The sequence below is a fragment of the Vulcaniibacterium tengchongense genome, from assembly GCF_003814555.1.
Classification (GTDB): Bacteria; Pseudomonadota; Gammaproteobacteria; order Xanthomonadales; family Xanthomonadaceae; genus Vulcaniibacterium; species Vulcaniibacterium tengchongense.
The window spans coordinates 574,352-596,302 of the sequence record NZ_RKQN01000001.1 but is presented as its reverse complement, the minus strand read 5'-3'; the positions used below and the strand labels follow the sequence as shown (position 1 = coordinate 596,302).

Sequence of the window (21,951 nt, the reverse complement as noted above, 5' to 3'; positions counted from 1 at the left end):
CGTTCACGCAAGTCCCCCGTCGTCCGGTGCGCGGACGCCTGCCCCCTTTTCCAAGGGGCGCAAGCGAAACCTTCATGCAGATCGCCTTCTTCGACTTCGACCACACCGTCACCACCTGCGACACCTACTCGCGCTTCCTGCGCCGGGTAGCGACGCCGGAGCAGTTGGCGGCGGCGAAGTGGAAGGTCGCCCCGTGGCTGTTGGGCTACCGGACCGGGGTCGTCTCCGCGCGCGACATCCGCGCGCGCGTCACCCGGCTGACCTTCGCCGGCCGCGACGTCGCCGAGATCGCCGCTCATGGCGAGCCCTATGCGCGCGACCTGCTGCCGGCGATGCTGCGCCCGGAAATGATGAAGCGGATCGAATGGCACCAGCCGCAGGGCCATGACGTCGCGCTGATTTCCGGCTCGCTGGACCTGTACCTGCGGCCCTGGTGCGAACGGCATGGCCTGTCGTTGATCTGCAACCGCCTCGAAAGCAGCGGCGACCGCCTGACCGGCCGCTATCTGGAACGCGACATCGGCCCGCACAAGGCGCAGGAAATCCGCGCGCGCTACGATCTGTCGCGCTACGAACGCATCCATGCCTACGGCGACAGCCGCGAGGACAAGCCGATGCTGGCGCGGGCGCACGAGCGCTGGTACGCCGGCAAGCGCATCCGATGAACGACCCCGCAGACCTCGTCGAACGCCTCGATCGCCTGCTGCCGCAGACCCAGTGCGGCCAGTGCGGCTTCGCCGGCTGCCGGCCGTACGCCGAGGCGATGGCGCGCGGCGAGGCCGACGTCGACCGCTGCCCGCCCGGCGGCGATGCCGGCGCGCGCGCGCTGGCCAAGGCGCTGGGCGTGGCGCCCCGCCCCTACGACCGCGGCCGCGGCGAGCACAAGCCGCCGCAGGTCGCGCTGATCGTCGAGGCCGACTGCATCGGCTGCACCAAGTGCATCCAGGCCTGCCCGGTGGACGCGATCGTCGGCGGCGCCAAGCACATGCACACGGTGATCGAGCCGTTGTGCACCGGCTGCGAGCTGTGCGTGCCGGCATGCCCGGTCGACTGCATCGTGCTGGTGGCGCCGTAGCGCTCCGGCGCCGTCGAACCGGGGGAACGGAACGCACGGCGGCGCCGCGTTCGCTCGTTTCGGCAGGGGCGAAGGCTTCCGCCGTTCACTTAGCGAGCGGAACCCCAAAAGCGCCCGTGGAGCGAAGGTGCGGCGCACCACCAAGCGCCGCTACGCACGGCACCGGGCGGTCAAAGGCAAGGCGAAAGCGCTAGCGCGCGAACTGCGCGTCGTTCGCCGCCGGCGCGCAGGCGGAACAAATCCGCTCGACGGCGTAGCCCTTGCCGCGCAGCTTCTCGACCAGGCCGTCCTCGCCGAGCAGGTGCAGCGCGCCCACCACCACCAGCGCCTGCTCGCCCGCGACCCCGTCGAGCATGCGCTGCAACTGCGGCAACCATGCGTCGTTGCGCTCGACGTTGACCAGGCGGTAGGTCTGCGGCGTCTTGCCGCGCATCTCCTCGCGGCTGAGCGCGTCGAGCCTGGCGACGTCCCCCTCGCGCCAGGCTCCGTGCAGCTCGGCCAGCTTGCCGGGCATTTCCAGCGGCTTGTCGAGGAACTCGCGCAGGCCGGCGATCTGCTCCTCCATCGGCGAGGCGTCGAGCACGCGCAACTGGTCGTCGATCGTCTCCAGGCCCGCGGTCGGCTTCTTCGCCGCCAGCGCCTGCTGCATCAGGAACTGGTCCAGTCCCTGCTCGGCGCGGAAGCCCATCTGCTGCGACACGCCGATCAGCAGCGAGAGGTTCACGAACCAGGGCTCGTAGCCGTCGAACTGCGCGAGGGTGGCGCCGCGCTGGGCCAGGATGCGGGCGAACTTCTCGCGCAGGTCCGCCGGCAGCACTTGGCTCAGGCTGCGGCCGTCGGCATAGCCGGCGGCGGCGAGGAATTTCTGTCCGGTCGCCGGGTCCAGCATCTGTTCCGGCGGCACCTCGAACACGACCTTGGACGCCTCGGTGAAGGCCGCATCGATGTCGGGCGAGAGCGGATAGTCCTCCGGCTTGAGCAGGTGGAACGAGCCGAGCAGGTAGATCGCGTTGTCGGCGTCGGACACCTTCCACAGCAGCGGCTTCGGCGGCGACGCCGCCGGCGCGCCCGGCGGCGCGGCCGCGCCCTGCTCCACCGCCAGCGCCACCGACCCCAGGCCGGCCAGGGCCAGCAGCAGCGCGCATAGCGTCTTCAATCGCAGCATCGGGTCGGGTCCTGGTTTCGGGTCGGAGCGGTCAAGGGGCGGAATGCGCGTAGGTCTTCTCGCCGGCGGCCACCGCCAGGTCGAGCCGGTTCTCCGGCGGCGGCAGCGGGCAGGTGGCGAACGGCGTGAACGCGCACGGCGGATTGTAGGCCTGGTTGAAGTCGAGCACGACGCGGCCGGTGGGGCCCGGCAGCGGCGCGTCGAGGAAGCGCCCCGCCGGGTAGCTGCCATGGCCGCTGGTGCGGTCGGCGAACACCAGGAACAGCCGGTCATCGCCTTCGTCCAGCGCTTCGAGCCGATAGGTCCTGCCGTCGCGCTGGAACTCGAGCGCGCCCGGGTTCGGCACCTCGTCGACGGTGCCGACGATGTTGGCGATCGGCAGGGTCTTGCCGGGCGGGTGCGGCACGAAACGCGCCTCGACGCGCCAGTCGCGCGAGGCCGGCCAGTATTCCAGGCCGCGGAAGCCGGTGCGGGTGGGCGCATCGGCATGCTTGACCCGCAGCGCGTAGCGGTCGCCGCGCTTGATCACCATCGCCTGGCCCTTGCCGTCGTCGAAGCCGAGCACGCTCGGCCCGGTCGGTGCGTCGTCGGCGCGCAGGATCGCCTCGCCGCGCAGCGGTTCGCCGTCGAGGGTGATCGCGACGCCGCGTTCGGGCACGAAGCGCAGGCGTCCGCTCTTCAGGTCGATCATGCCGAAATGCTCCGGCCCCGCCGCCAGGCGGATGCCGTTGCGGCGGCCGCTGCCGATGTAGTGCGCGCCGGGGTCGATCCAGTGCAGGCCGACCAGGCTGGTCCAGCCGTCGGCCCGGGTCAGGTCGGCCAGGCGCTGCTCGCGCCACAGGCGCAATTCGCGCTGGAACTCGGCGTCGGCCGGCGCCGCCGGCGCACCCGCGGCGCCGTTCGCCCCGCGCTCCCCGCCGCACGCGCCCAGAACCAGCGCCAAGGCCAACGCCAGCCACGCAGTCCTCATGGTCATCAACGCCCCCGCAGGAACCAGCGGTCGATCTCCGCCAGGCTGAATCGCGCCCAGGTCGGGCGCCCATGATTGCACTGCCCGGAACGTTCGGTCGCCTCCATCTCGCGCAGCAAGGCGTTCATCTCGGGCAAAGTGAGACGGCGGTTCGCACGCACCGCGCCGTGGCAGGCCATGGTCGCCAGCAGCTCGTCCCGGGCCGCGGCGACCCGGCGCGATTCGCCGTGCTCGCGCAGGTCGGCGAGCACGTCGCGCAGCAGCGCCTCGACGTCGCCATGGGCGAGCAACGCCGGCACGCTGCGCAGGGTCAGCGACTGCGGGCCGCTGCGGGTGACCTCGAAGCCGAGCGCGGCCAGCGTGTCCGCCTCGCGCTCGGCGGCCTCGGCCTCGCGCTCGGACACCGCCAATGTCGCCGGCACCAGCAGCGGCTGGCTGCGCAAACCCTCGCCGTCGTGCGCGGCCTTGAGCTTCTCGTACTGGATGCGCTCATGCGCGGCGTGCATGTCGACCACGATCAGGCCGTCGGCGCTCTCGGCCAGGATGTAGATGCCGTGCAGCTGGGCGATCGCGTAGCCCAGCGGCGGCAGGCTCGGGTCCTCGTTCGCCGGCAACGCCGGCGTGGGCTGCGGCGCGGCCGCGACCGCCGCCGGACCGTACAGCGCGGCATAGCCGGCGCGCGCCTCGGCGACCTGCAGCCCGAGCGGCGCCTGCGGCGCGCCCCAGCGGTACGCCGGCGCGGCTGCGGAGGCAGCGCCGGCGACGGCCTGCATCGGCGCCTGCGCCGGCGCGGCGACGCCGACCGCGGCGCCGGCGCGGGTCTCGGCCAGCGCCTGCTCCAGGGTTCGGTAGACGAAATCGTGGATCAGCCGCGCGTCGCGGAAGCGCACCTCGTGCTTGGCCGGGTGCACGTTGACGTCGACGCGGCGCGGGTCGAGCTCGAGGAACAGCACGTAGGCCGGTTGGCGGCCGTGGAACAGCACGTCGGCATAGGCCTGCTTGACCGCATGCGCGATGCTGCGGTCGCGCACCGCCCGGCCGTTGACGTACAGGTACTGCTGGTCGGCGCTGGCGCGGTTGTAGCTGGGTTGCGCGATCCAGCCGTGCAGGCGCAGCCCCTGCGCGGCACCGGCGGCGGGCGCCGGGCCGTGGTGGTCGACGCGCAGCGCGTTGCGCGCGAACTCCTCGCCCAGGGCCTCGTGCAGGCGCACTTCCGAGAGCAGATCGCCCTCGCCCTTCCAGCGCCGCGACGGCTTGCCGTTGTGCGACACGCGCAGCTCGACGTCGGGCCGGGCCAAGGCCAGCTGGCGCAGCCATTCCTCGATGTGGCCGAGCTCGGTGCGCTCGGCTTTCAGGAACTTGCGCCGCGCCGGCACGTTGAAGAACAGGTCGCGCACCTCGACCGTGGTGCCCGGCGGATGCGCCTTCGGCACCACCGTACCGACGCGGCCGCCGTCCACCTCGAGCATCGCCGCGTGCCCGCCGCCGGCGCGGCGCGAGATCAGCGCGAAGCGGCTGACCGAGGCGATCGACGGCAACGCCTCGCCGCGGAAACCGAGCGTGGCCACGCCTTCGAGGTCGTCGAGCGAGGCGATCTTGCTGGTCGCGTGGCGCGATACCGCCAGCGGCAGTTCGTCCGGCTCGATGCCGCCGCCGTCGTCGCGCACCCGGATCAGGCGCACGCCGCCCTCCTCCAGGTCGATGTCGATGCGCCGCGCGCCGGCGTCGAGCGCGTTCTCGACCAGTTCCTTCACCACCGACGCCGGGCGTTCGATGACTTCGCCGGCGGCGATCTGGTTGACGAGGGTGTCGGGAAGCTGGCGGATGGTCACGGCCTGGGCGGCGCGGAGTGCGGAGTCGGGGGATGCGGGGATGATAGCCGAGTCGCCGCGCCCCGACTCCCGGCTGCGGAGAAGGACGGCGGCAGCGATCGCCACGCCGCCATGGACGCGAGCCGGTGCGGCGGTGCTACGCACGCGCCGGAACGGCCGCGGGATGTTGCGCCGCTTCCAGCGGGAGAAGCCGTGCGACCTGCGGTGGGAGCCTGGATTCGATCGGCGGCCGCGCTCGATGCGCCCATCGCGAGCGCCGATGAACCGCCTTGCCGGCGGCATGCCCGTGTCCTGGCAGGGCTGGATCGTTCCGCTGCGCGGGACGGCCGGGCGCAAGTCGCGGCCGCCGCGAGCGAAGGGCCGAAGCGCCGCTCCGCTCGCGGGAGTCGCCAGGCGAGACGAGAGCTGCGGCGTCGGAGAGGGTTACGGGCTGCCGCCGCCCGCGCCGGCGGCGGCGGCGTACTGCGCTTCGGAGCGGGCCGCGTACAGCGTGCCGGGCGGCGGCTGCCGGGTGAAGTAGGTGTCGATGCCGTCCAGCACCGCCGCGGCCAGCGCGCGCTGGTGCGCCGGGTCGGTCAGGCGCTTCTCTTCGTCCGGATTGGAGATGAAGGCGGTCTCGACCAGCATCGCCGGCATGTCCGAGGTGCGCAGCACGGCGAAGTTGGCGCGCTCGATGTTCGGCTTGTGGTTGCGCCCGACGCGCTTGAGCCCGTCGAGCACGTGTTCGGCCGCGTCCTCGGAAGCCTTCATGTGCCCGCTCTGGGTCAGGTCGAGCAGCACCGAGGCCAGGGTGCTGTTGGTTTCCTGCAGGCGCACGCCGCCGATCAGGTCGGAGGCGTTCTCCTTGTCCGCCAGCCAGCGCGCGCGCTGCGACGAGGCCCCCTTCAGCGAGAGCACGTACACCGACGAGCCGCGCGCGTTGCGGTTCTCGGCCGCGTCGGCGTGGATCGAGATGAACATGTCGGCCTTGGCCTGGCGGGCCAGTTGCGCGCGCCGGTTCAACGGGATGAACACGTCGGTGTCGCGGGTCAGGTACGCCTTGAGGCCGGGCGTGGCGTTGACCTGGCGCGCCAGCTCGCGCGCGATCGCCAGGGTCACGTCCTTCTCGCGCTTGCCGGAAGGGCCGATCGCGCCCGGGTCCTGGCCGCCGTGGCCGGCGTCGATCGCGATGACCAGCGGCCGCATGCCGCGCCCGCGCATCACGTCCTTCAGCGTCTTGACCGGCGCGGCGGCGGTCGGCGGCGGCGTGTCGGCGGCCGCCGTGGCCGGCGCCGGCATGGGGCTGCCGGTCGCGACGCGGGTCGGCACGCCGGTGGCGATGCGGGTGGGAATGCCGGTCGCGACCGTGGTCGCCACCGGCGCCTGTGCGCTCGCCGCCGCGGCATTCGGGGCCGTCGAACTCGCCGCGGGCACGGCGGCGGACGGCGCTGCCGGGACCGCGGCGGCGTTTGCCGGTGGCGGCGCGGCCGCCGCCGCGGCCTGGGCCGCCTCGCGCTCGTTGCGGGCGACGATCTCGGAAATCAGCCGCGTGGTCGCGGCGGAAGCGGCGGCCGGGTCGACCGGCGGCGGCGCGGGGGCCGGCGCGGTGGCGACCGCCGGAGCGGGCGCTTCGATGGCGGGACTCTGCGCCGCCGGCACCGGCGGCTTCGCCGCGTTCGCGGCCGCGGCGGAGGCGCCCTCGCCGTCGCCCGGCCATTCCAGCACCAGCTTGGGCCCGTTCGCGCCGGGTTCGATGCGCGGTTTGAGCACGGCGACGGGCTGGGCCAGGTCGAACACGATGCGCGCGGTGCCCGGCTCGGGCTGGCCGGTACGCACCGACTTGACCACGCCGGCACCTGCCGGCGCGCGGAATCCCTTGGCGACCGTCGAGGCCGGCAGATCCACCACCAGCCTGTCCGGCCCTTTCAGGCTGAGCACCCGGTACTCCGCGTCGGCGCCCAGGAGCAGCTCGGCACGGGTGCCGGTGGCCCCGCTGCTCAGCTGCAAGTGCTTGATTTCAGCCGCATGCGCCAGGTTCCAAAGCAACGCCGCGAGCAGCGCGATGCCGAGCAGACATTTCTGAACGGTGGCGGCATTGACGCGCATGCGCGGTAGTCAAGCACCGCGCCAAGGAATTTGCAAGCGCTTTTTCCTTACGAATCCGAGGCCTGGAGCGACTTCCTGCGGATCGGTTCAGGAATCGGCCGCAACTTCCCGGGTCTCCCCCAGCCGCTCGAGCCAGGCCCGGCCCGTGGCCGTAGCCGGCTGCAGCACGGCGCTGCGACCGGCGCCGTCGATCGCCAACTCGATCCGCAGGTCCGGCGCGGGCAGCAGGCCGGCGCCGCGCTCGGGCCACTCGACCAGCCACAGCCGCGCTTCGTCGCCGTCCAGGCCGAGGAATTCCAGCTCGCCGGGATCGGCGATCCGGTACAGGTCCAGGTGCCAGGCCTCGCCGCCGTCGCCGAGCGGATAGCGCTCGACCAACGTGTAGGTCGGGCTGCGGATCGCGCCGCGCACGCCCAGCGCCCGCAGCAACGCGCGCGCCAGGGTCGACTTGCCTGCGCCGAGATCGCCGCGCAGGTGCACCACGGCGCGGGGCGGCCGGGTGCGTGCGAGCGCGGCGCCGAGCGCGTCGGTCGCGTCGGCATCGCGCAGATGCAAGGTGCGGGGGTTCATCGCGGCATCTCCGGATTGGCGAAACGGCGCAGCCACGGCATCAGGTCGCTCGGCAGCAGGCCACGCTCGCCGCCCGCGTGCGCGGCGCCGTCGCCGGCGACCGCGTGCAGCAGCGCCCCGCACGCGGCGGCATCGAACGCGGCCAGGCCCTGCGCGCGCAGCGCCGCGATCGCGCCGCTGAGCACGTCGCCCATGCCGCCGGTGGCCATGCCCGGGTTGCCCGCGGCGATCACCCGCGCCATTTCGTGCGGCGCCGCCACCACGGTGCCGGCGCCCTTCAGCACGACCACGCAGGCGTAGCGCTCGCACAGCGCGCGCGCGGCGCCGAAGCGATCGCGCTGCACCTGCGCCGTGTCGCTGCCGAGCAGGCGCGCGGCCTCGCCCGGGTGCGGGGTGAGCACCGTGTCGGCCGGCAGCGCCAGCGGCCGCGCGGCGAGCAGGTTCAACGCATCCGCGTCGAGCAGCAGCGGCCGGCCGCTGGCCAGGGCGCGCGCGAACAGCGCCTCGCCCCAGCGCGCGCGCCCCAGGCCGGGGCCCAGCGCGACCATGCCGGCGCGCGCGAGTCTGTCGGCCAGCGCGTCGGCGTCCTCGACGGCGTCGACCATCGCCTCGGGCAGGCGCGCCAGCAGCGCGGCGACGTGGCGCTCGCGCGTGGCGACCTCGACCAGGCCGGCGCCGCAGCGCAGCGCGGCCTCCGCGCACAGCGCGATCGCGCCGCCGCTGCCGTGGTCGCCGCCGATGCACAGCACGCGGCCGTGCGCGCCCTTGTGGCTGTCGCGCCGGCGCGGGCCCAGCCAACGCGGCAGGTCCAGCGCGCTCAGCCGCTCGGCGCAGGGCGCGACGCCGGCGAAGGCCTCGCCCGGCAGCGTCAGCGGCGCCAGCGCGCACACGCCGGCGTGGTCCAGCGCCGCGCCGGTGCGCAGGCCCGCCTTGGGCGCGATGAACTCGAGCGTGCGGGTGGCGGCCACCGCGCCCGGATAGGCACAGCCGCGCTGGGCGTCGACCCCGCTGGGCGCGTCCAGCGCCAGGACCGGCGCCCCTTGGGCATTGATCGCGGCGAGCAACGCCTGCGCCGCCGCATCCGGCGTCCGGTCCAGGCCGATGCCGAACACCGCATCGACGACGACGTCGGCCGCCTCCAGGGCGCCGGCGAACTCGCGGATGTCCCCGCCGGCGGCGACGAACTCGCGCGCGGCGCGCCGGGCCAGCTCGCCGCGCGGCGCGAGCCCCGGCGCGTGCACCACGGCCACCTGCCGGCCGGATTCCTGCGCATGCCGCGCCAGCACGCAGCCGTCGCCGCCGTTGTTGCCGGGCCCGCAGGCCACCACGATGCGCTGCGCCTGCGGCCAGTGCCGCAGCAGTTCCTGCCAGGCCGCCCGGCCGGCGCGGCGCATCAGTTCGAACGCGTCGCCGTAGGCGGCCTCCGCCCAGGCCTCGATCCGGCGCAGCGCGGCGGCATCGTAGAGCGCGGAAGCGAACGGCTCGGTCGGGGCGGACATGGGCGGATTCTATACTTGAGGCCTCGTGAACCCCGCCGCCGCTTCCGCCCCGACTCCCGACCACGCCGCCCTGGCGCGGCGCATCCGCGCGCTCGCCGCCGAGTTCGGCTTCCAGCGCTGCGGCATCGCCGGCGTCGAACTGGGCGAGGACGAGGCGCACCTGCGCGACTGGCTGGCGCAGGGGCTGTACGGCTCGATGGAATGGATGGCGCGCCACGGCGACCTGCGCGCGCGTCCGCAGGCGCTGCATCCGGGCACGATCCGGGTGATCTCGGTCGGCCTCGACTACGGCCGCGACGCCGACGAGGCCTGGGCCACGCTGGAAGACGGCGAGCGCGCCTACGTCGCCCGCTACGCGCTCGGCCGCGACTACCACAAGCTGATGCGCCAGCGCCTGCAGCGGCTGGCGGACCGCATCGCCGAGGAGGTCGGCCCGTTCGGCCACCGCGTGTTCGTCGATTCGGCGCCGGTGCTGGAGCGCGCGCTGGCGCGCAACGCCGGGCTGGGCTGGATCGGCAAGAACACCTGCCTGATCGACCGGGACGGCGGCTCGTTCTTCTTCCTCGGCGAGATCTACGTCGACCTGCCGCTGCCGGTGGACGCGCCGGCGACCGCGCACTGCGGCACCTGCCGCCGCTGCATCGATGTCTGCCCGACCCGGGCCATCGTCGCGCCGTACCGGCTCGACGCGCGCCGCTGCATCGCCTACCTCACCATCGAGCACGCAGGGCCGATCCCGGAAGAGCTGCGCGCGCCGATCGGCAACCGCATCTTCGGCTGCGACGATTGCCAGCTGGTCTGCCCCTGGAACAAATTCGCCCAACGCACCGACGAGCCGGATTTCCGCGCCCGCAACGACCTCGACAGGGCGTCGCTGGCGCAGCTGTTCGCCTGGAGCGAGGAGGAGTTCCTGCAGCGCACCGAGGGTTCGGCGATCCGCCGCAGCGGCTACGAGCGCTGGTTGCGCAACATCGCCGTCGCCCTGGGCAACGCGCCGAGCACGCCGGAGGTGGTCGCCGCGCTGCGTTCGCGCGCCGCACATCCTTCGCCGCTGGTACGCGAGCACGTCGAGTGGGCGCTGCGGCGGCACGGGGCCGGGTGATCTATCGCGGCTTTGCCTAGCTCGAGGCGCGTCCGCACCAGCTTACCGTTCGCCATTCCCGAACACTCGGACTGCCCGGCCGCGCCACCGCGGCCGGCTATCCGCGCCTTCGCCCCTGCAGGCAAACCGGCGGCTCGGCTCCGCCTCCACGCACGCTGTCCGGAATCCCGCTTCGCGCTTCTCCCGACCGGCGGCGCCCCATCCGAGCGGCCGGACGGGCGGCGGCATCGCGGCAAGCCGGCCACGGATGGCCGGCGCCCGAGTCGGGAGCAGGATGCCCGACCGAGGGAAGAGCGATGCCGCCGTCAGGCCGAGCGCGGGCCGAGAACGGGCCCCGCCGCTGCGCAGGCAGTGGCATGCCCCGGCAATCGCAGCCGCCGACGCGACAGGCGCTCACTCACCCCGGGGGCAGCACACCCGAACGGCGGCACGGCCGCTCGACCGCGTACCGCACCCGGCCGCTTTCCGCGCCGAACCTCGCAAGACCGTCGCGGCGGAACGGGACTACCCGCGCAAACGCAGCAGCAGCTCGCGCGTGACCGGATCGTCCGCCTCGGCCTGCCCCGCCAGCGCCGGCAGCAGGCGGTTGGCGACCTGCTTGCCGAGCTCGACCCCGAACTGGTCGAAGGCGTTGATGCCCCAGACCACCGACTGCAGGTAGACGCTGTGCTCGTACAGCGCCAGCAGCGCACCGAACGAGCGCGGGGTCAGGGCGTCGAGCAGGATCGTGGTGCTCGGGCGGTTGCCGGCGTAGGCGCGGTGCGGGTCGTCGCTGGCCTGGCCGTGGGCGAAGGCCTCGGTCTGCGCCAGCAGGTTGGCATGCAGCGCGCGGTGGTTGTCGACGTAGGGCGAATCGTTGCGAACCACGCCGATGAAGTCGGACGGCACGATCGAAGTGCCCTGGTGCAGCGCCTGGAAGAAGCTGTGCTGGGTATCGGTGCCGGCGCCGCCCCACCACACCGGCACGGTCTCGACGTCGACCGGCGTGCCGTCGGTGCGCACCGACTTGCCCAGGCTTTCCATCACCAGCTGCTGCAGGTAGTTCGACAGCAGCTTCAGGCGCTCGTCGTAGGCGTGCACGGCCTGGGTGGCGTAGCCGAGGCCGTTGCGGTTCCAGACCGCGGTCAACGCATGCCAGGCGGCGAGGTTCTGCGGCAGCGGCGTGCGCAGCACGTGCGCGTCCATCTCCGCCGCGCCGGCCAGCATCGCCTCGAACGCGTCCATGCCGAGCGCCAGCGCGACCGGGAAGCCGACCGCCGACCACAGCGAGTAGCGGCCGCCGACCCAGTCCCACATCGGCAGGATGCGCTCGGGCGGGATCGCGAAGCTCTCCGCCGCGCGCTGCACGTTGGCCGAAACCGCGTACAGGCGCTCGGTGCCGCCCAGCCAGTCGCGCAGGATCGCGCCGTTGAGCAGCGTCTCCTGGGTGCCGAAGGTCTTCGAGATCAGCACCGCGGCGGTGCGGCGCGGATCCAGCCCGGCGAGCACCCGCTGCGCGGCGTGGCCGTCGACGTTCGACAGGAAATGCACGCGCAGCCGGCCCGGCTGCGGCGCGCGCAGCGCGTCCACTGCCAGGCGCGGGCCGAGGTCGGAACCGCCGATGCCCACGCTCACGACGTCGGTGATGTCGCTCGCCGTCAGCGCGCCCGCCAGCGCGCGCATCCGCGTGCGCGCCTGCAGCGCCTGCGCGTGCGCTTCGCGCGCGACCGGCGCGGCCGACAGGTCGCTGCGCAGCGCGGTGTGCAGCACCGAGCGCCCCTCGGTCAGGTTGATCTTCTCGCCGTCGAACAGCGCGCGCAGGCGCTCGTGGGCGCCGGCCCGTTCGGCCAGCGCGAACAGCGCCGCCAGCGCCTCGCGGTCGTAGCGCTGGCGGGCGAAGTTGGCGTAGATCGGCCCGACCTGCAGGGCGAAATCCCGCGCCCGCGCCGGATCGGCGGCGAGCAGCGCCTGCAGGGAGGTGTCGGCGAGGCGCCCGGCCTGGGCGCGGATCGTGCTCAGACGGGCGTCGGGGCTCATCGGTCGGTTCAGGCGGCCTGGGCCGGCATCGAACGGTTGGTATGGGTCAGCGCGTTGTGGCGGTCCACGTAGACCAGGGTCGGCTTGTGCTTGGCCGCCTCGGCCTCGTCGCACACGCCGTAGGCGCAGATGATCACCAGGTCGCCCGGCTGCGCGCAGTGCGCGGCGGCGCCGTTGACCGAGATCACGCCGCTGCCTTCCTCGCCGCGGATCGCATAGGTGACGAAGCGGGCGCCGTTGTTGACGTTGTAGATGTGGATCTGCTCGTACTCGCGGATGCCGGAGATGTCGAGCAGGCGCCCGTCGATCGCGCACGAGCCCTCGTAGTGCAGCTCGGCATGGGTCACGGTGGCGCGATGGATCTTGGCCTTGAGGACGTTCAGTTGCATGGGGAGGCTCCGGCCGCGCGGCGGGCTGCGAGTCGTGCAAGTCTAGCAGCGCATGGCGCGGCGCAACATGGGCGGGTATGGCGTGGATTGGGGCGCCTGGCGCGGTATCAATGCCGTGGAACCGCTCCCATCGGCCGTCCTGCGGTGGCGGTGACGGCGGCCCCTGGCGTCGGTTCAGCCCACCGCGAACTCGAGGTTGTCGATCAGCCGGGTGCGGCCGAGCCGCGCGGCGACGAGCGCCACGCGCGCGCCCGGCTCGCCGTCGGCGGGCTCGGTGAGATCGTCGCGGCGCACCACCGCGTAGTCGGGCTCGAACCCCGCCGCGGCCAGGCGCCGCAGCGCCTCGTCCTCGACCTGCGCGCGCGGCGCGCCCGCCAGCACCGCCTCGCGCATCGCCTGCAGGCAGCGGTGGATCTCGGCCGCGCGCGGGCGCTCCTCGGCCGAGAGGTACTGGTTGCGCGAGCTCATCGCCAGGCCGTCGGCCTCGCGCACGATCTGCGCCCCGAGCAGCTCGACCGGGAACGCCAGGTCGCGCACCAGGTAGCGCACCACCGCCAGCTGCTGGTAGTCCTTGCGCCCGAACACCGCCACGTCCGGCCGCACCTGGTTGAGCAGGCGCGCGACCACGGTGGCGACGCCGTCGAAATGGCCGGGCCGGTGCGCGCCCTCGAGCACCTCGGTCACCCCCGGAACGCGCACGCGCACCGTGGACTCGACGCCGTACGGATACATCGTCTCCACCGACGGCAGCCACAGCAGGTCGCAGCCGGCCGCGTCCAGGCCGCGCGCGTCGGCCTCGGGCGTGCGCGGATACCGGGCGAAGTCCTCGTTCGGGCCGAACTGGGTCGGATTGACGAACACGCTGGCGACCACGCGATCGGCGCGCTCGCGCGCCAGCCGCACCAGCGAGTAGTGCCCGTCGTGCAGATTGCCCATGGTCGGCACGAAGCCGACGCGCAGGCCGGCGCGCCTCCAGCCGTCGATGCGCGCGCGCAGCGCGGAGAGGTCGGTGATCGTTTCGAGCATGGGATGGTGTGTGTTGGCGACTCGCTCACTCGTACGAGTGCGCGGCATCGGGGAAGCGCCCTTCGCGCACCGCCTCGGCGTAGGCGCGGGCGGCGCCGGCGACGGAGCCGCCCTCGGCGAGGAAATCCTTGACGAAGCGCGGCCGGCGGTGGCCGGTGTTCAGGCCGAGCATGTCGTGCAGCACCAGCACCTGGCCGTCGCAGTGCGGGCCGGCGCCGATGCCGATGGTGGGGATCGGCAGGTCGGCGGTGATCGCCGCGGCGAGCGCGCCCGGCACGCACTCCAGCACCAGCAGCGACGCCCCGGCCTCGGCGACCGCGCGCGCGTCCGCGCGCAGCTTGGCGGCGGCGGCCTCCTCGCGTCCCTGCACCTTGTAGCCGCCCAGCCGCAGCACCGACTGCGGGGTCAACCCCAGGTGCGCGCACACCGGGATCTCGCGTTCGGCGAGGAAGCGGATCGTCTCCAGCTTGGGCCCCGCGCCTTCCAGCTTGACCATCGCCGCGCCGGCCTGCAGCAGCGCGGTCGAGGCGTCGAGCGCGCGCTCCGGCGTGGCGTCGGCCTGGAACGGCAGGTCGGCCAGCAGCAGCGCGCGGCGCAGCCCGCGCGCGACGCAGGCGGTGTGGTAGGCCATGTCGGCGACGGTGACCGGCAGCGTGCTGTCGCGGCCCTGCACCACCATGCCGAGCGAGTCCCCGACCAGGATCAGGTCGATGCCGGCGGCGTCGAAGGCGCGGGCGAAGCCGGCGTCGTAGCAGGTCAGCATCGCCAGCTTGCGGCCGGCGCGCTTGGCCTCGAGCAGGGCCGGCACGGTCCAGGGCTTGTCGTCGGGAGTTCCGCTGTACATGGGACCTCGGATGCGCCTCGGACGCGGTACGGCGGCGTCAGGCGTCGGCGGGGGGAGCGGCATACGTTACCGCCTGCACGTCGGCGGTTTCCATCCTCGCCAGCGCGCCGCGGCCGGGGCCGACCCCGGGAATGACGACGTCGGGCGCGATCTCCAGCAACGGCACCAGCGCGAACGCGCGCTCGTGCAGATGCGGATGCGGCACGCGCAACCCGGGCTCGTCGATGCGTGCCTGGCCGTACAGCAGCAGGTCGAGGTCGAGCGTGCGCGGGCCCCAGCGGTCGCCCCCGTCGGCACGGCGCACGCGCCCGGCCCCGCGTTCGATCGCCAGCAACGCCTGCAGCAGCACCGGCGGCGCCAGTTCCGTTTCCAGCATCGCCGCGGCGTTGAGGAAGTCCGGCTGCGCGGTCAGGCCCCAGGCCGGCGTGCGGTACAGGCCGGAGGCGCGCACCAGGCGGGTGCGCTCGAGCGCGGCGAGCGCCGCGAACGCGCCGCGCAGGATCGTGGCGCTGTCGCCGAGGTTGCTGCCCAGGCCGACGTAGGCGATCGCGCTCATTCGCCCTGGGCGGCGGCCGGCTTGCGCCGGCGGCGCCGGCGCTTGCGCGGCGCCTCGCCCTCCTCGCCGCCGTCGTCGCTGCGCTGTTGTTGCGCGTCCAGCTGCGCCGCCAGCGTCTCGCCCGGCTTCTCCTGCGCCTCGCGCCAGAACGCCACGTCGGCGGCATGCTCCTCCGACGCGACCAGGCGCAGGGCGAGGAAGTCGAAGGCGGCGCGGAAGCGCGGATGCGCGAGCAGGCGGAACACGCGCTTGCGCTGGCGCTGGGCGAAGCGCGGCTGCAGCAGCCAGATTTCCTGCATCGGCAGCGAGAAGCGGCGCGGCAGGGCGATGGTCTCGAGCTGGTGCACGGTGACCCGGTCGGCGGCGCGGCGCTGCGCCTCGGCGGCGTGCACGCCCTGGTTCTGCAGCGCGATCAGGCTGCGGCAGTAGGCCGGCCACAGCAGCAGCGCGAACAGGAACGAGGGCGACACCGGCTCGTCCGCGGCCACGCGCGCGTCGGTGTTGCGCAGCCCCTGCAGCAGCATGCGCCGCAGCGCGCCGCTGCGGTTGGCGGCGAGCGCCGCGGCGGACTCCGGCAACAGCACCGGCAGCAGGCCATGCCGCTCGAGGCCGAGGAAGCTCTGCTCGGCATGGCCGGACAGGAACAGCTTCAGGCACTCCTCGAACAGCCGCGCCGGCGCCGCCTCGGCCAGCAGCTTGGCCAGGTGCGGGATCGGCGCCGCGGTCGAAGGCTCGATGGTGAAGCCGAGCTTCGCCGCCAGCCGTACCGCGCGCAGCATCCGCACCGGGTCTTCGCGGTAGCGCGTCTCCGGGTCGCCGATCAGGCGCAGCACCCGGTTCTGCACGTCCTCGAAGCCGCCGACGTAGTCGCGCACCGAGAAGTCCTCGATCGCGTAGTACAGCGCGTTGGCGGTGAAGTCGCGGCGCACCGCGTCCTCCTCGATCGTGCCGTAGACGTTGTCGCGCAGCAGCAGGCCGCCGTCGTGGATCTCGCGCTCGCCGCTGCCGTCGTCGCGGTTGGCGCGGAACGTGGCGACCTCGATGATCTCGCGGCCGTACACCACGTGGGCCAGGCGGAAGCGGCGGCCGATCAGGCGGCAGTTGCGGAACAGCGCCTTGACCTGCTCCGGCGTGGCGTCGGTGGCGACGTCGAAATCCTTCGGGTGGCCGCCGATCAGCAGGTCGCGCACCGCGCCGCCGACCAGATAGGCGCCGAAGCCGTTCTCGCGCAGGCGGTAGAGCACCCGCAGCGCATTGGGGCTGATGTCGCGGCGCGAGACGGTGTGCTGGTCGCGCGGGATGATCCGCAGCGAGGCGGACAGGGGGGAACTGGGGGTCTGGGCTTGCATCGAGCGGGCGTGGCCGCGTTCCTGAAGGGAAGGAGCCCATTGCCGAGGCCATGGGAGGCCACATATACTAGCAAGCCGCGTCGCGTTGAGAGCCGGCGCGGGGTTCAAACGCTTCACCGCTCCCTTCGTCTAGAGGCCTAGGACGTGGCCCTCTCAAGGCTAAAACACGGGTTCGAATCCCGTAGGGAGCGCCATACTCGCGAGTCGCTCGCACGGTCCGCACCGCGGCCCGACCCAACCGAAGGCCCGCGCAGCGATGCGCGGGCCTTCTGCATTGGCGGCCGCGCGCCGCATTGGGGCGCGCGGCCGCGAGTGGCTACACTTGCCGCGCGGCGCCGCCGCGTCTTCACCACGGATCATCGCCCATGCCCTTCGTCGTCACCGAGAACTGCATCAAGTGCAAGTACACCGACTGCGTCGAGGTGTGCCCGGTCGACTGTTTCCACGAAGGCCCGAACTTCCTGGTGATCGACCCGGACGAGTGCATCGACTGCACGCTGTGCGAGCCGGAGTGCCCGATCAACGCGATCTATCCCGAGGACGACGTGCCGGCCGGGCAGGAAGCGTTCGTCGCGCTCAATGCCGAGCTGGCGAAAGCATGGCCGGTGATCACCGCGCGCAAGGATCCCCTGCCCGACGCCAAGGAATGGGAAGGCAAGCCGGGCAAGCTCGACCTGCTCGAGCGCTGACGGCGCCTGCCGGCGGCTGGGGCGCCGGCGGTTCCGCTCGCGCCTGGGCATCCGCCCCGGCCGGGCATGACCGGACGCGGCGTTCTTCCCGTCCGAACGGCAAGGCCCGAACGGCCGCGCTTCGCGGGATGGCCCCGCTCGCGGCGTGCAGGATTGCATCACCGTCAGCGCCGCGGGCAGCCGGCCGCAGCGTGCGGGACATGCAGATGATCGGCCGGCGATCGGCCGACGTGGGCCGCGCACGAGCCCGCGATGCGCCACGTCCCGAAGCGAAGGCTGCGGCCGCCGCCGTCTACGCCCCGCCCCGAAACGGAAAACGGGCGCCGAAGCGCCCGTTCCGTCGCGTCCGGGCGCGGAATCCCCGCGCACGGGCCTCGTCTCAGCGTCCGCCCAGCGCGGTGCGCAACGCGTCGATCAGTTGCTTCGGCGCGTCGCCCGCGGCCGGCTGGCCGCGCGGATCCACCGCGGACACCTGCGCGCCGCCGTCGGTCGCGCTCACGCGCACCAGGAAGTTGCTGCCCCGGTAGTTGACGTCGTAGACGCCGAGCGCCTCGGCGCGGCTGGAGACGGTGGCGCCCTCCACGGCCGCCAGCGCTTCGCCGACCTTGGCGAACACCTCCTCGCGGCTGCCGGCGACGGCGAAACCGGCGGCGCCGGCAGCCGCGCCGCCTTGGGCGCCCGCACGCGGCGCCGGCACGTCGACCGCGCCGGAAGTCGTCGGCCGGTCGAGGTCCGGCGGCACTTCCAGCGGACGCATCTCCGGGCTTTCCGCGTAGAGCTTGTTGCCCTTGCGGAACCAGCTGCAACCGCTGCCGGCGACGACGCCGGCCAGCAGCAGAACGGTCACGGCGGCGCGGAACGGCGAAACGGAATGACGCATGGGGTTCTCCTGCGGGTCAGGCCGCGACCGCGTCGCGGCAGGCGTGTTCGAGCTCGCTCGCCAATGCGGCGATCGAGGCGGCGGTGTCGGCATGGGCCGCCGACAACGGCAGCAGCGGCAGGCGCAAGCCATGGCCGATCCCCTGGCGGGTCAGCAGCGCCTTCACCGGGATCGGGTTCGGCTCGATGCCGAGGAAATCGTAGGCCACGCGCATGCGCGCATCCCAGGCCTCGGCCTCCGCGCGCGCGCCGGCCCTCGCCAGGTCGGCGAGGCGGCGGAACGCGCGCGGCAGCACGTTCGAGGCCACCGAGATCACGCCGTCGGCGCCGGCCAGCATCGCCCGGCACGCGGTCGGGTCGTCGCCGCTGAGCACCGCGAAGTCGCCGTCGCGCAGCGCCACCAGGGCCGCGATCCGCTCCGGTTCGTTGCGCGCCTCCTTGATGCCGACGATGCGCGGGTGGCGGCACAGCTCGGCCACGGTGTCCGGCAGCAGGTCGCAGCCGGTGCGGCCCGGCACGTTGTAGAGCACGAGCGGCAGCGCGCCGTCGTCGGCGATGGCGCGATAGTGCGCGATCAGGCCGGCCTGGGTCGGGCGCACGTACGGCGGCGTCACCACCAGCGCGGCGTCGGCGCCGAGCGCGGCGGCGCGGCGGGTCAGCTCCACCGTCTTGGCGGTGTTCGACAGGCCGGTGCCGACCAGCACCGGCACGCGCCCGGCGACGTACTCCACCGCGCTGCGCAGCAGGGTGTCGAACTCGGGTTCGAGCAGGGCCGCGGCTTCGCCGGTGGAGCCGGCCACGACCAGGGCTTCGGTGCCGCCCTCGAGCTGCAGCGCCAGCAGGCGCCGCCAGGCGTCCAGATCGAGTTCGCCGGCCGCGTCGAACGGCGTCGCCAGCGCGGTGATGCTGCCAGTAAGTCGCAAGGTGGTAGCCAACGGGAAGGAGGTGGGTTGCGCCCACGCGGGGCGCACGGGATTCGCGGTGGGGACGACCGTACCCTTGCGCATAAGTTACTTGCGGGCGCAAACCGCGGGCAAGTATGCTGCCGATCGGTCGCGGCCCGTTCGCGGGCCGCCGTTCAGTAAATCCGAGCACGAGCTCCCGAGCAGGCGCCGCCTTGACTGATCCCGCTTCCCGGCCGTCGCCGAACGAAAACTACCTCCTGATCAACGCCTATACGACGCATCCGGAGTCGCCGCTGCTGGCGGTGACGCGGCGGATCGCCGATTCCGGCTGCAACCTGGTGGACGCGCGCCTGTCCACGGTGGGCCGCGACGTCTCGGTGACCGCGCTCGCGGTCGGCTCCTGGGACGCGGTGGCCAAGCTGGAGGCGATGCTGACCCGTCTCGAGCGCGAGGAGGGCCTGAAGCTGGTCTGGTACCGCACCGGGCCCAAGCCCCTGCAATCGAACCTGCTGCCGTACGTGGTCGAGGTGGTCGCCTCGGACAAGCCCGGCATCCTGTTCCAGCTCGCCGACTTCTTCGACCGCCAGGGCATCACCATCGAATCGCTGCACTGCTCGCGCTACCGCGCGATGCAGACCGGCGCGGACATGTTCTCGGCGCAGATCACCATCGGCGTGCCGGCGACGATGCACATCGCCGCGCTGCGCGACGATTTCCTCGAGTTCTGCGATCACCTCAACCTCGACGCGATCATGGACCCGATGAAGTTCTGAACGGCGGGACCGGAGACTCGGGATTCGTGGAAAACGGCGCGCGCCCCCTCGTGAGCCGGCACCCGGCGACGAATACCGAAGGGCACTCCTCTCCAACCCGGATCCCCGATCGCTAATCCCGAACATGCTCGACGTAGGCGACAAGATCCCCGACCTGCCCCTGGCCCTGTCCAGCGGCGCCACCGCCCGGTTGTCGGACTACCGCGGCCGATGGCTGGTGCTGTACTTCTATCCGAAGGACAACACGCCCGGGTGCACCACCGAAGGCCTGGACTTCAATGCGCTGCTGCCGAAGTTCAGGAAGCTCGGCGCGGCCGTGCTCGGCGTCTCGCGCGATTCGCTGAAGAGCCACCAGAACTTCTGCGCCAAGCAGGGCTTCGCGTTCGACCTGGTCAGCGACGGCGACGGCGCGGTGTGCGATGCCTTCGGCGTGATCAAGCCGAAGAAGCTCTACGGCCGCGAGTACGTCGGCATCGAGCGCAGCACCTTCCTGATCGATCCGAACGGTGTCGTTTTCCAGGCCTGGCGCCCGGTCAAGGTGCCGGGCCACGCCCAGGCCGTGCTCGACGCGCTCAAGGCCGCGCAGACGCAGTGACCCACCCCGCCCGCCCTCGCCGCCGCCGTCCCGCCCCGCGGGCCACGGCGGCGCTGCCGTGCCCGTTCCCCACCCCGCGCGCGGCTGCGCCGCACGCCTTTCCATCCCCGCATCGGAGCAGTCGATGACCAGAAGCAAGCGGATCTACGTGCTCGACACCAACGTCCTGATGCACGACCCGACCGCGCTGTTCAAGTTCGAGGAACACGACGTCTACCTGCCGATGCAGGTGATCGAGGAGCTCGACAATGCCAAGAAGGGCACCTCCGAGGCCAGCCGCAACGCGCGCCAGGTCAGCCGCTTCCTCAACGAGCTGATCGAGGCCGAGGGCAGCGACAAGATCCACTCCGGGATCGCCCTCAACCGCCCGCAGGGCCTGCAGCTGCGCGGCGCGCAGAGCATCGGCAAGCTGCGCTTCCAGACCCGCGACTTCGACTCCGGCAAGCGCTTCGGTGCGGTGATCCCCGACAACCAGATCCTCGGCGCGGTGCTGGCGCTGAAGGAAGCCGAGCCGGCCGTGCCGGTGGTGCTGGTGTCCAAGGACATCAACCTGCGGATCAAGGCCTCGATCGCCGGCATCGTGTCGGAGGACTACGAGAACGACCGCGCGCTGGACGACTTCAGCCTGCTCTACACCGGCGCCACCGCGCTGCCGGAGGACTTCTGGCAGCGCTACGGCAAGGACCTCAAGTCCTGGACCGAGAAGGGCCGCACCTATTACGAGATCGCCCGCCGCGAGGACGACGACTGGCACCCGAACCAGTTCCTGTACCTGCCGGGCGACGAGGAGTCCGAGCTCAAGGTGGCGCGCATCGGCGAAAGCAAGGTGACGCTGCAGATCGTCGACGACTACCGCCACCATCAGCACGCGGTCTGGGGCATCAGCGCGCGCAACCGCGAGCAGAACTTCGCGCTGAACGCGCTGATGGACCCGGAGATCGACTTCGTCACCCTGCTCGGCACCGCCGGCACCGGCAAGACCCTGCTCGCCCTGGCCGCCGGCCTGGCCCAGACCATGGACCAGCAGCGCTACCGCGAGATCATCATGACCCGCGCCACGGTCAGCGTCGGCGAGGACATCGGCTTCCTGCCCGGCACCGAAGAAGAAAAGATGACGCCGTGGATGGGCGCGCTCACCGACAACCTCGAGGTGCTCACGCACAACCAGGAAGGCGGCAGCTGGGGCCGCGCGGCGACCAACGACCTGCTCGCCAGCCGGATCAAGATCCGCTCGCTGAACTTCATGCGCGGGCGCACCTTCCTCAACCGCTGGCTGATCCTCGACGAGGCGCAGAACCTCACGCCCAAGCAGATGAAGACGCTGATCACCCGCGCCGGCCCCGGCACCAAGATCGTCTGCCTGGGCAACGTCGAGCAGATCGACACGCCGTACCTCACCGAGACGACCTCGGGCCTGACCTACGCGGTGGACCGCTTCAAGAGCTGGGAGCACAGCGCGCACGTCACCCTGCGCCGCGGCGAGCGCTCGCGCCTGGCCGACTTCGCGTCCGAGGTGCTGTAGGCGCCGCGCGATTCCGCGCCGCCCGGACGGCGCGGGCACTCGCCCCGCGTGCGACGCAGCGGGCCGCGCGTTGCGTGCGCGTGCGACGGGTTCGCGCCTGCCGGGCAAGC

20 protein-coding genes, 1 tRNA gene and 1 pseudogene are annotated in these 21,951 nt (G+C 72.8%); 8 read left to right on the top strand and 14 right to left on the bottom strand.

Going from position 1 to position 21,951, the window contains the following annotated elements:
• Positions 1-74 precede the first annotated feature (74 nt).
• Both EDC50_RS02780 and rnfB read left to right on the top strand, forming a co-directional pair.
• Entirely contained in the window at positions 75-665 is a 591-nt protein-coding gene (locus tag EDC50_RS02780) for an HAD family hydrolase (protein ID WP_123768931.1), read from the top strand.
• Positions 662-1,075 carry an Rnf electron transport complex subunit RnfB gene (gene rnfB / locus EDC50_RS02775; RefSeq protein WP_123768930.1) on the top strand — a complete coding sequence of 138 codons (414 nt, stop codon included), beginning with the start codon at positions 662-664 and terminating at the stop codon, positions 1,073-1,075. Before EDC50_RS02780 ends, rnfB begins: the two co-directional genes overlap by 4 nt.
• Before the next feature lie 190 nt (positions 1,076-1,265).
• Here rnfB and EDC50_RS02770 read toward each other — a convergent pair whose 3' ends face one another.
• From EDC50_RS02770 to EDC50_RS02745, 6 genes are all read right to left on the bottom strand, one after another.
• On the bottom strand, positions 1,266-2,240 hold the full coding sequence (locus EDC50_RS02770; protein WP_123768929.1) for a TraB/GumN family protein: 975 nt from the start codon (positions 2,238-2,240) through the stop codon (positions 1,266-1,268).
• A 31-nt stretch (positions 2,241-2,271) separates the two neighbouring features.
• Positions 2,272-3,210: a DUF1684 domain-containing protein gene (locus EDC50_RS02765; RefSeq protein ID WP_123769609.1), complete on the bottom strand. Its 939-nt coding sequence runs from the start codon at positions 3,208-3,210 to the stop codon at positions 2,272-2,274.
• Positions 3,211-3,215: 5 nt separating this feature from the next.
• A complete protein-coding gene (gene mutL / locus EDC50_RS02760) occupies positions 3,216-5,042 on the bottom strand; it encodes a DNA mismatch repair endonuclease MutL (protein ID WP_123768928.1) in 1,827 nt (608 codons plus the stop codon).
• A 423-nt stretch (positions 5,043-5,465) separates the two neighbouring features.
• A complete protein-coding gene (locus EDC50_RS02755; RefSeq protein WP_123768927.1) occupies positions 5,466-7,127 on the bottom strand; it encodes an N-acetylmuramoyl-L-alanine amidase in 1,662 nt (553 codons plus the stop codon).
• Positions 7,128-7,214: 87 nt separating this feature from the next.
• Entirely contained in the window at positions 7,215-7,697 is a 483-nt protein-coding gene (tsaE, locus tag EDC50_RS02750; RefSeq protein ID WP_123768926.1) for a tRNA (adenosine(37)-N6)-threonylcarbamoyltransferase complex ATPase subunit type 1 TsaE, read from the bottom strand.
• Positions 7,694-9,196: an NAD(P)H-hydrate dehydratase gene (locus EDC50_RS02745; RefSeq protein WP_123768925.1), complete on the bottom strand. Its 1,503-nt coding sequence runs from the start codon at positions 9,194-9,196 to the stop codon at positions 7,694-7,696. The genes tsaE and EDC50_RS02745 overlap by 4 nt, the downstream gene beginning before the upstream one ends.
• A 25-nt stretch (positions 9,197-9,221) precedes the next feature.
• On the opposite strand from EDC50_RS02745, the gene queG reads away from it, so the two are divergent.
• Positions 9,222-10,298, top strand: a complete 1,077-nt coding sequence (queG, locus tag EDC50_RS02740) for a tRNA epoxyqueuosine(34) reductase QueG (RefSeq protein ID WP_123768924.1) — start codon at positions 9,222-9,224, stop codon at positions 10,296-10,298.
• A 504-nt stretch (positions 10,299-10,802) separates the two neighbouring features.
• On the opposite strand, the gene pgi is transcribed toward queG, so the two are convergent.
• The 6 genes and pseudogenes from pgi to pcnB all read right to left on the bottom strand — a co-directional run.
• Entirely contained in the window at positions 10,803-12,314 is a 1,512-nt protein-coding gene (gene pgi / locus EDC50_RS02735; RefSeq protein WP_123768923.1) for a glucose-6-phosphate isomerase, read from the bottom strand.
• Between the two features lie 8 nt (positions 12,315-12,322).
• Entirely contained in the window at positions 12,323-12,703 is a 381-nt protein-coding gene (panD, locus tag EDC50_RS02730) for an aspartate 1-decarboxylase (protein WP_123768922.1), read from the bottom strand.
• Positions 12,704-12,877: 174 nt separating this feature from the next.
• Positions 12,878-13,729 (bottom strand): pantoate--beta-alanine ligase, encoded by an 852-nt coding sequence (gene panC / locus EDC50_RS02725; RefSeq protein ID WP_123768921.1) that lies wholly within the window; start codon positions 13,727-13,729, stop codon positions 12,878-12,880.
• Between the two features lie 25 nt (positions 13,730-13,754).
• A complete protein-coding gene (panB, locus tag EDC50_RS02720) occupies positions 13,755-14,573 on the bottom strand; it encodes a 3-methyl-2-oxobutanoate hydroxymethyltransferase (protein WP_123768920.1) in 819 nt (272 codons plus the stop codon).
• Positions 14,574-14,610: 37 nt separating this feature from the next.
• On the bottom strand, positions 14,611-15,129 hold the full coding sequence (gene folK, locus EDC50_RS02715) for a 2-amino-4-hydroxy-6-hydroxymethyldihydropteridine diphosphokinase (RefSeq protein ID WP_123768919.1): 519 nt from the start codon (positions 15,127-15,129) through the stop codon (positions 14,611-14,613).
• Positions 15,126-16,439, bottom strand: a pseudogene (gene pcnB / locus EDC50_RS02710) (polynucleotide adenylyltransferase PcnB); the annotation flags it as partial. The gene folK and the pseudogene pcnB, both read right to left, overlap by 4 nt.
• A 157-nt stretch (positions 16,440-16,596) precedes the next feature.
• Between pcnB and EDC50_RS02705 the strand changes: the two are divergent.
• Both EDC50_RS02705 and fdxA read left to right on the top strand, forming a co-directional pair.
• Positions 16,597-16,672: transfer RNA gene (locus EDC50_RS02705), tRNA-Glu, on the top strand.
• 171 nt (positions 16,673-16,843) lie between these two features.
• On the top strand, positions 16,844-17,167 hold the full coding sequence (gene fdxA / locus EDC50_RS02700; protein ID WP_123768917.1) for a ferredoxin FdxA: 324 nt from the start codon (positions 16,844-16,846) through the stop codon (positions 17,165-17,167).
• Between the two features lie 379 nt (positions 17,168-17,546).
• Here the strand turns inward: fdxA and EDC50_RS02695 are convergent, their stop codons facing one another.
• Both EDC50_RS02695 and dapA read right to left on the bottom strand, forming a co-directional pair.
• Positions 17,547-18,047, bottom strand: coding sequence for a hypothetical protein (locus EDC50_RS02695; RefSeq protein WP_123768916.1), 501 nt, complete (start codon positions 18,045-18,047; stop codon positions 17,547-17,549).
• Between the two features lie 16 nt (positions 18,048-18,063).
• Positions 18,064-18,969, bottom strand: coding sequence for a 4-hydroxy-tetrahydrodipicolinate synthase (dapA, locus tag EDC50_RS02690; RefSeq protein WP_123769608.1), 906 nt, complete (start codon positions 18,967-18,969; stop codon positions 18,064-18,066).
• A 194-nt stretch (positions 18,970-19,163) separates the two neighbouring features.
• Between dapA and EDC50_RS02685 the strand changes: the two genes are divergently transcribed.
• The 3 genes from EDC50_RS02685 to EDC50_RS02675 all read left to right on the top strand — a co-directional run bounded on the left by EDC50_RS02685 (position 19,164) and on the right by EDC50_RS02675 (position 21,841).
• Positions 19,164-19,724 (top strand): glycine cleavage system transcriptional repressor, encoded by a 561-nt coding sequence (locus EDC50_RS02685; protein WP_123768915.1) that lies wholly within the window; start codon positions 19,164-19,166, stop codon positions 19,722-19,724.
• Between the two features lie 124 nt (positions 19,725-19,848).
• Positions 19,849-20,319 carry a peroxiredoxin gene (locus EDC50_RS02680; RefSeq protein ID WP_123768914.1) on the top strand — a complete coding sequence of 157 codons (471 nt, stop codon included), beginning with the start codon at positions 19,849-19,851 and terminating at the stop codon, positions 20,317-20,319.
• 124 nt (positions 20,320-20,443) lie between these two features.
• Complete coding sequence (locus EDC50_RS02675; protein ID WP_123768913.1) at positions 20,444-21,841, top strand: PhoH family protein; 1,398 nt, start codon at positions 20,444-20,446, stop codon at positions 21,839-21,841.
• Positions 21,842-21,951 lie beyond the last annotated feature (110 nt).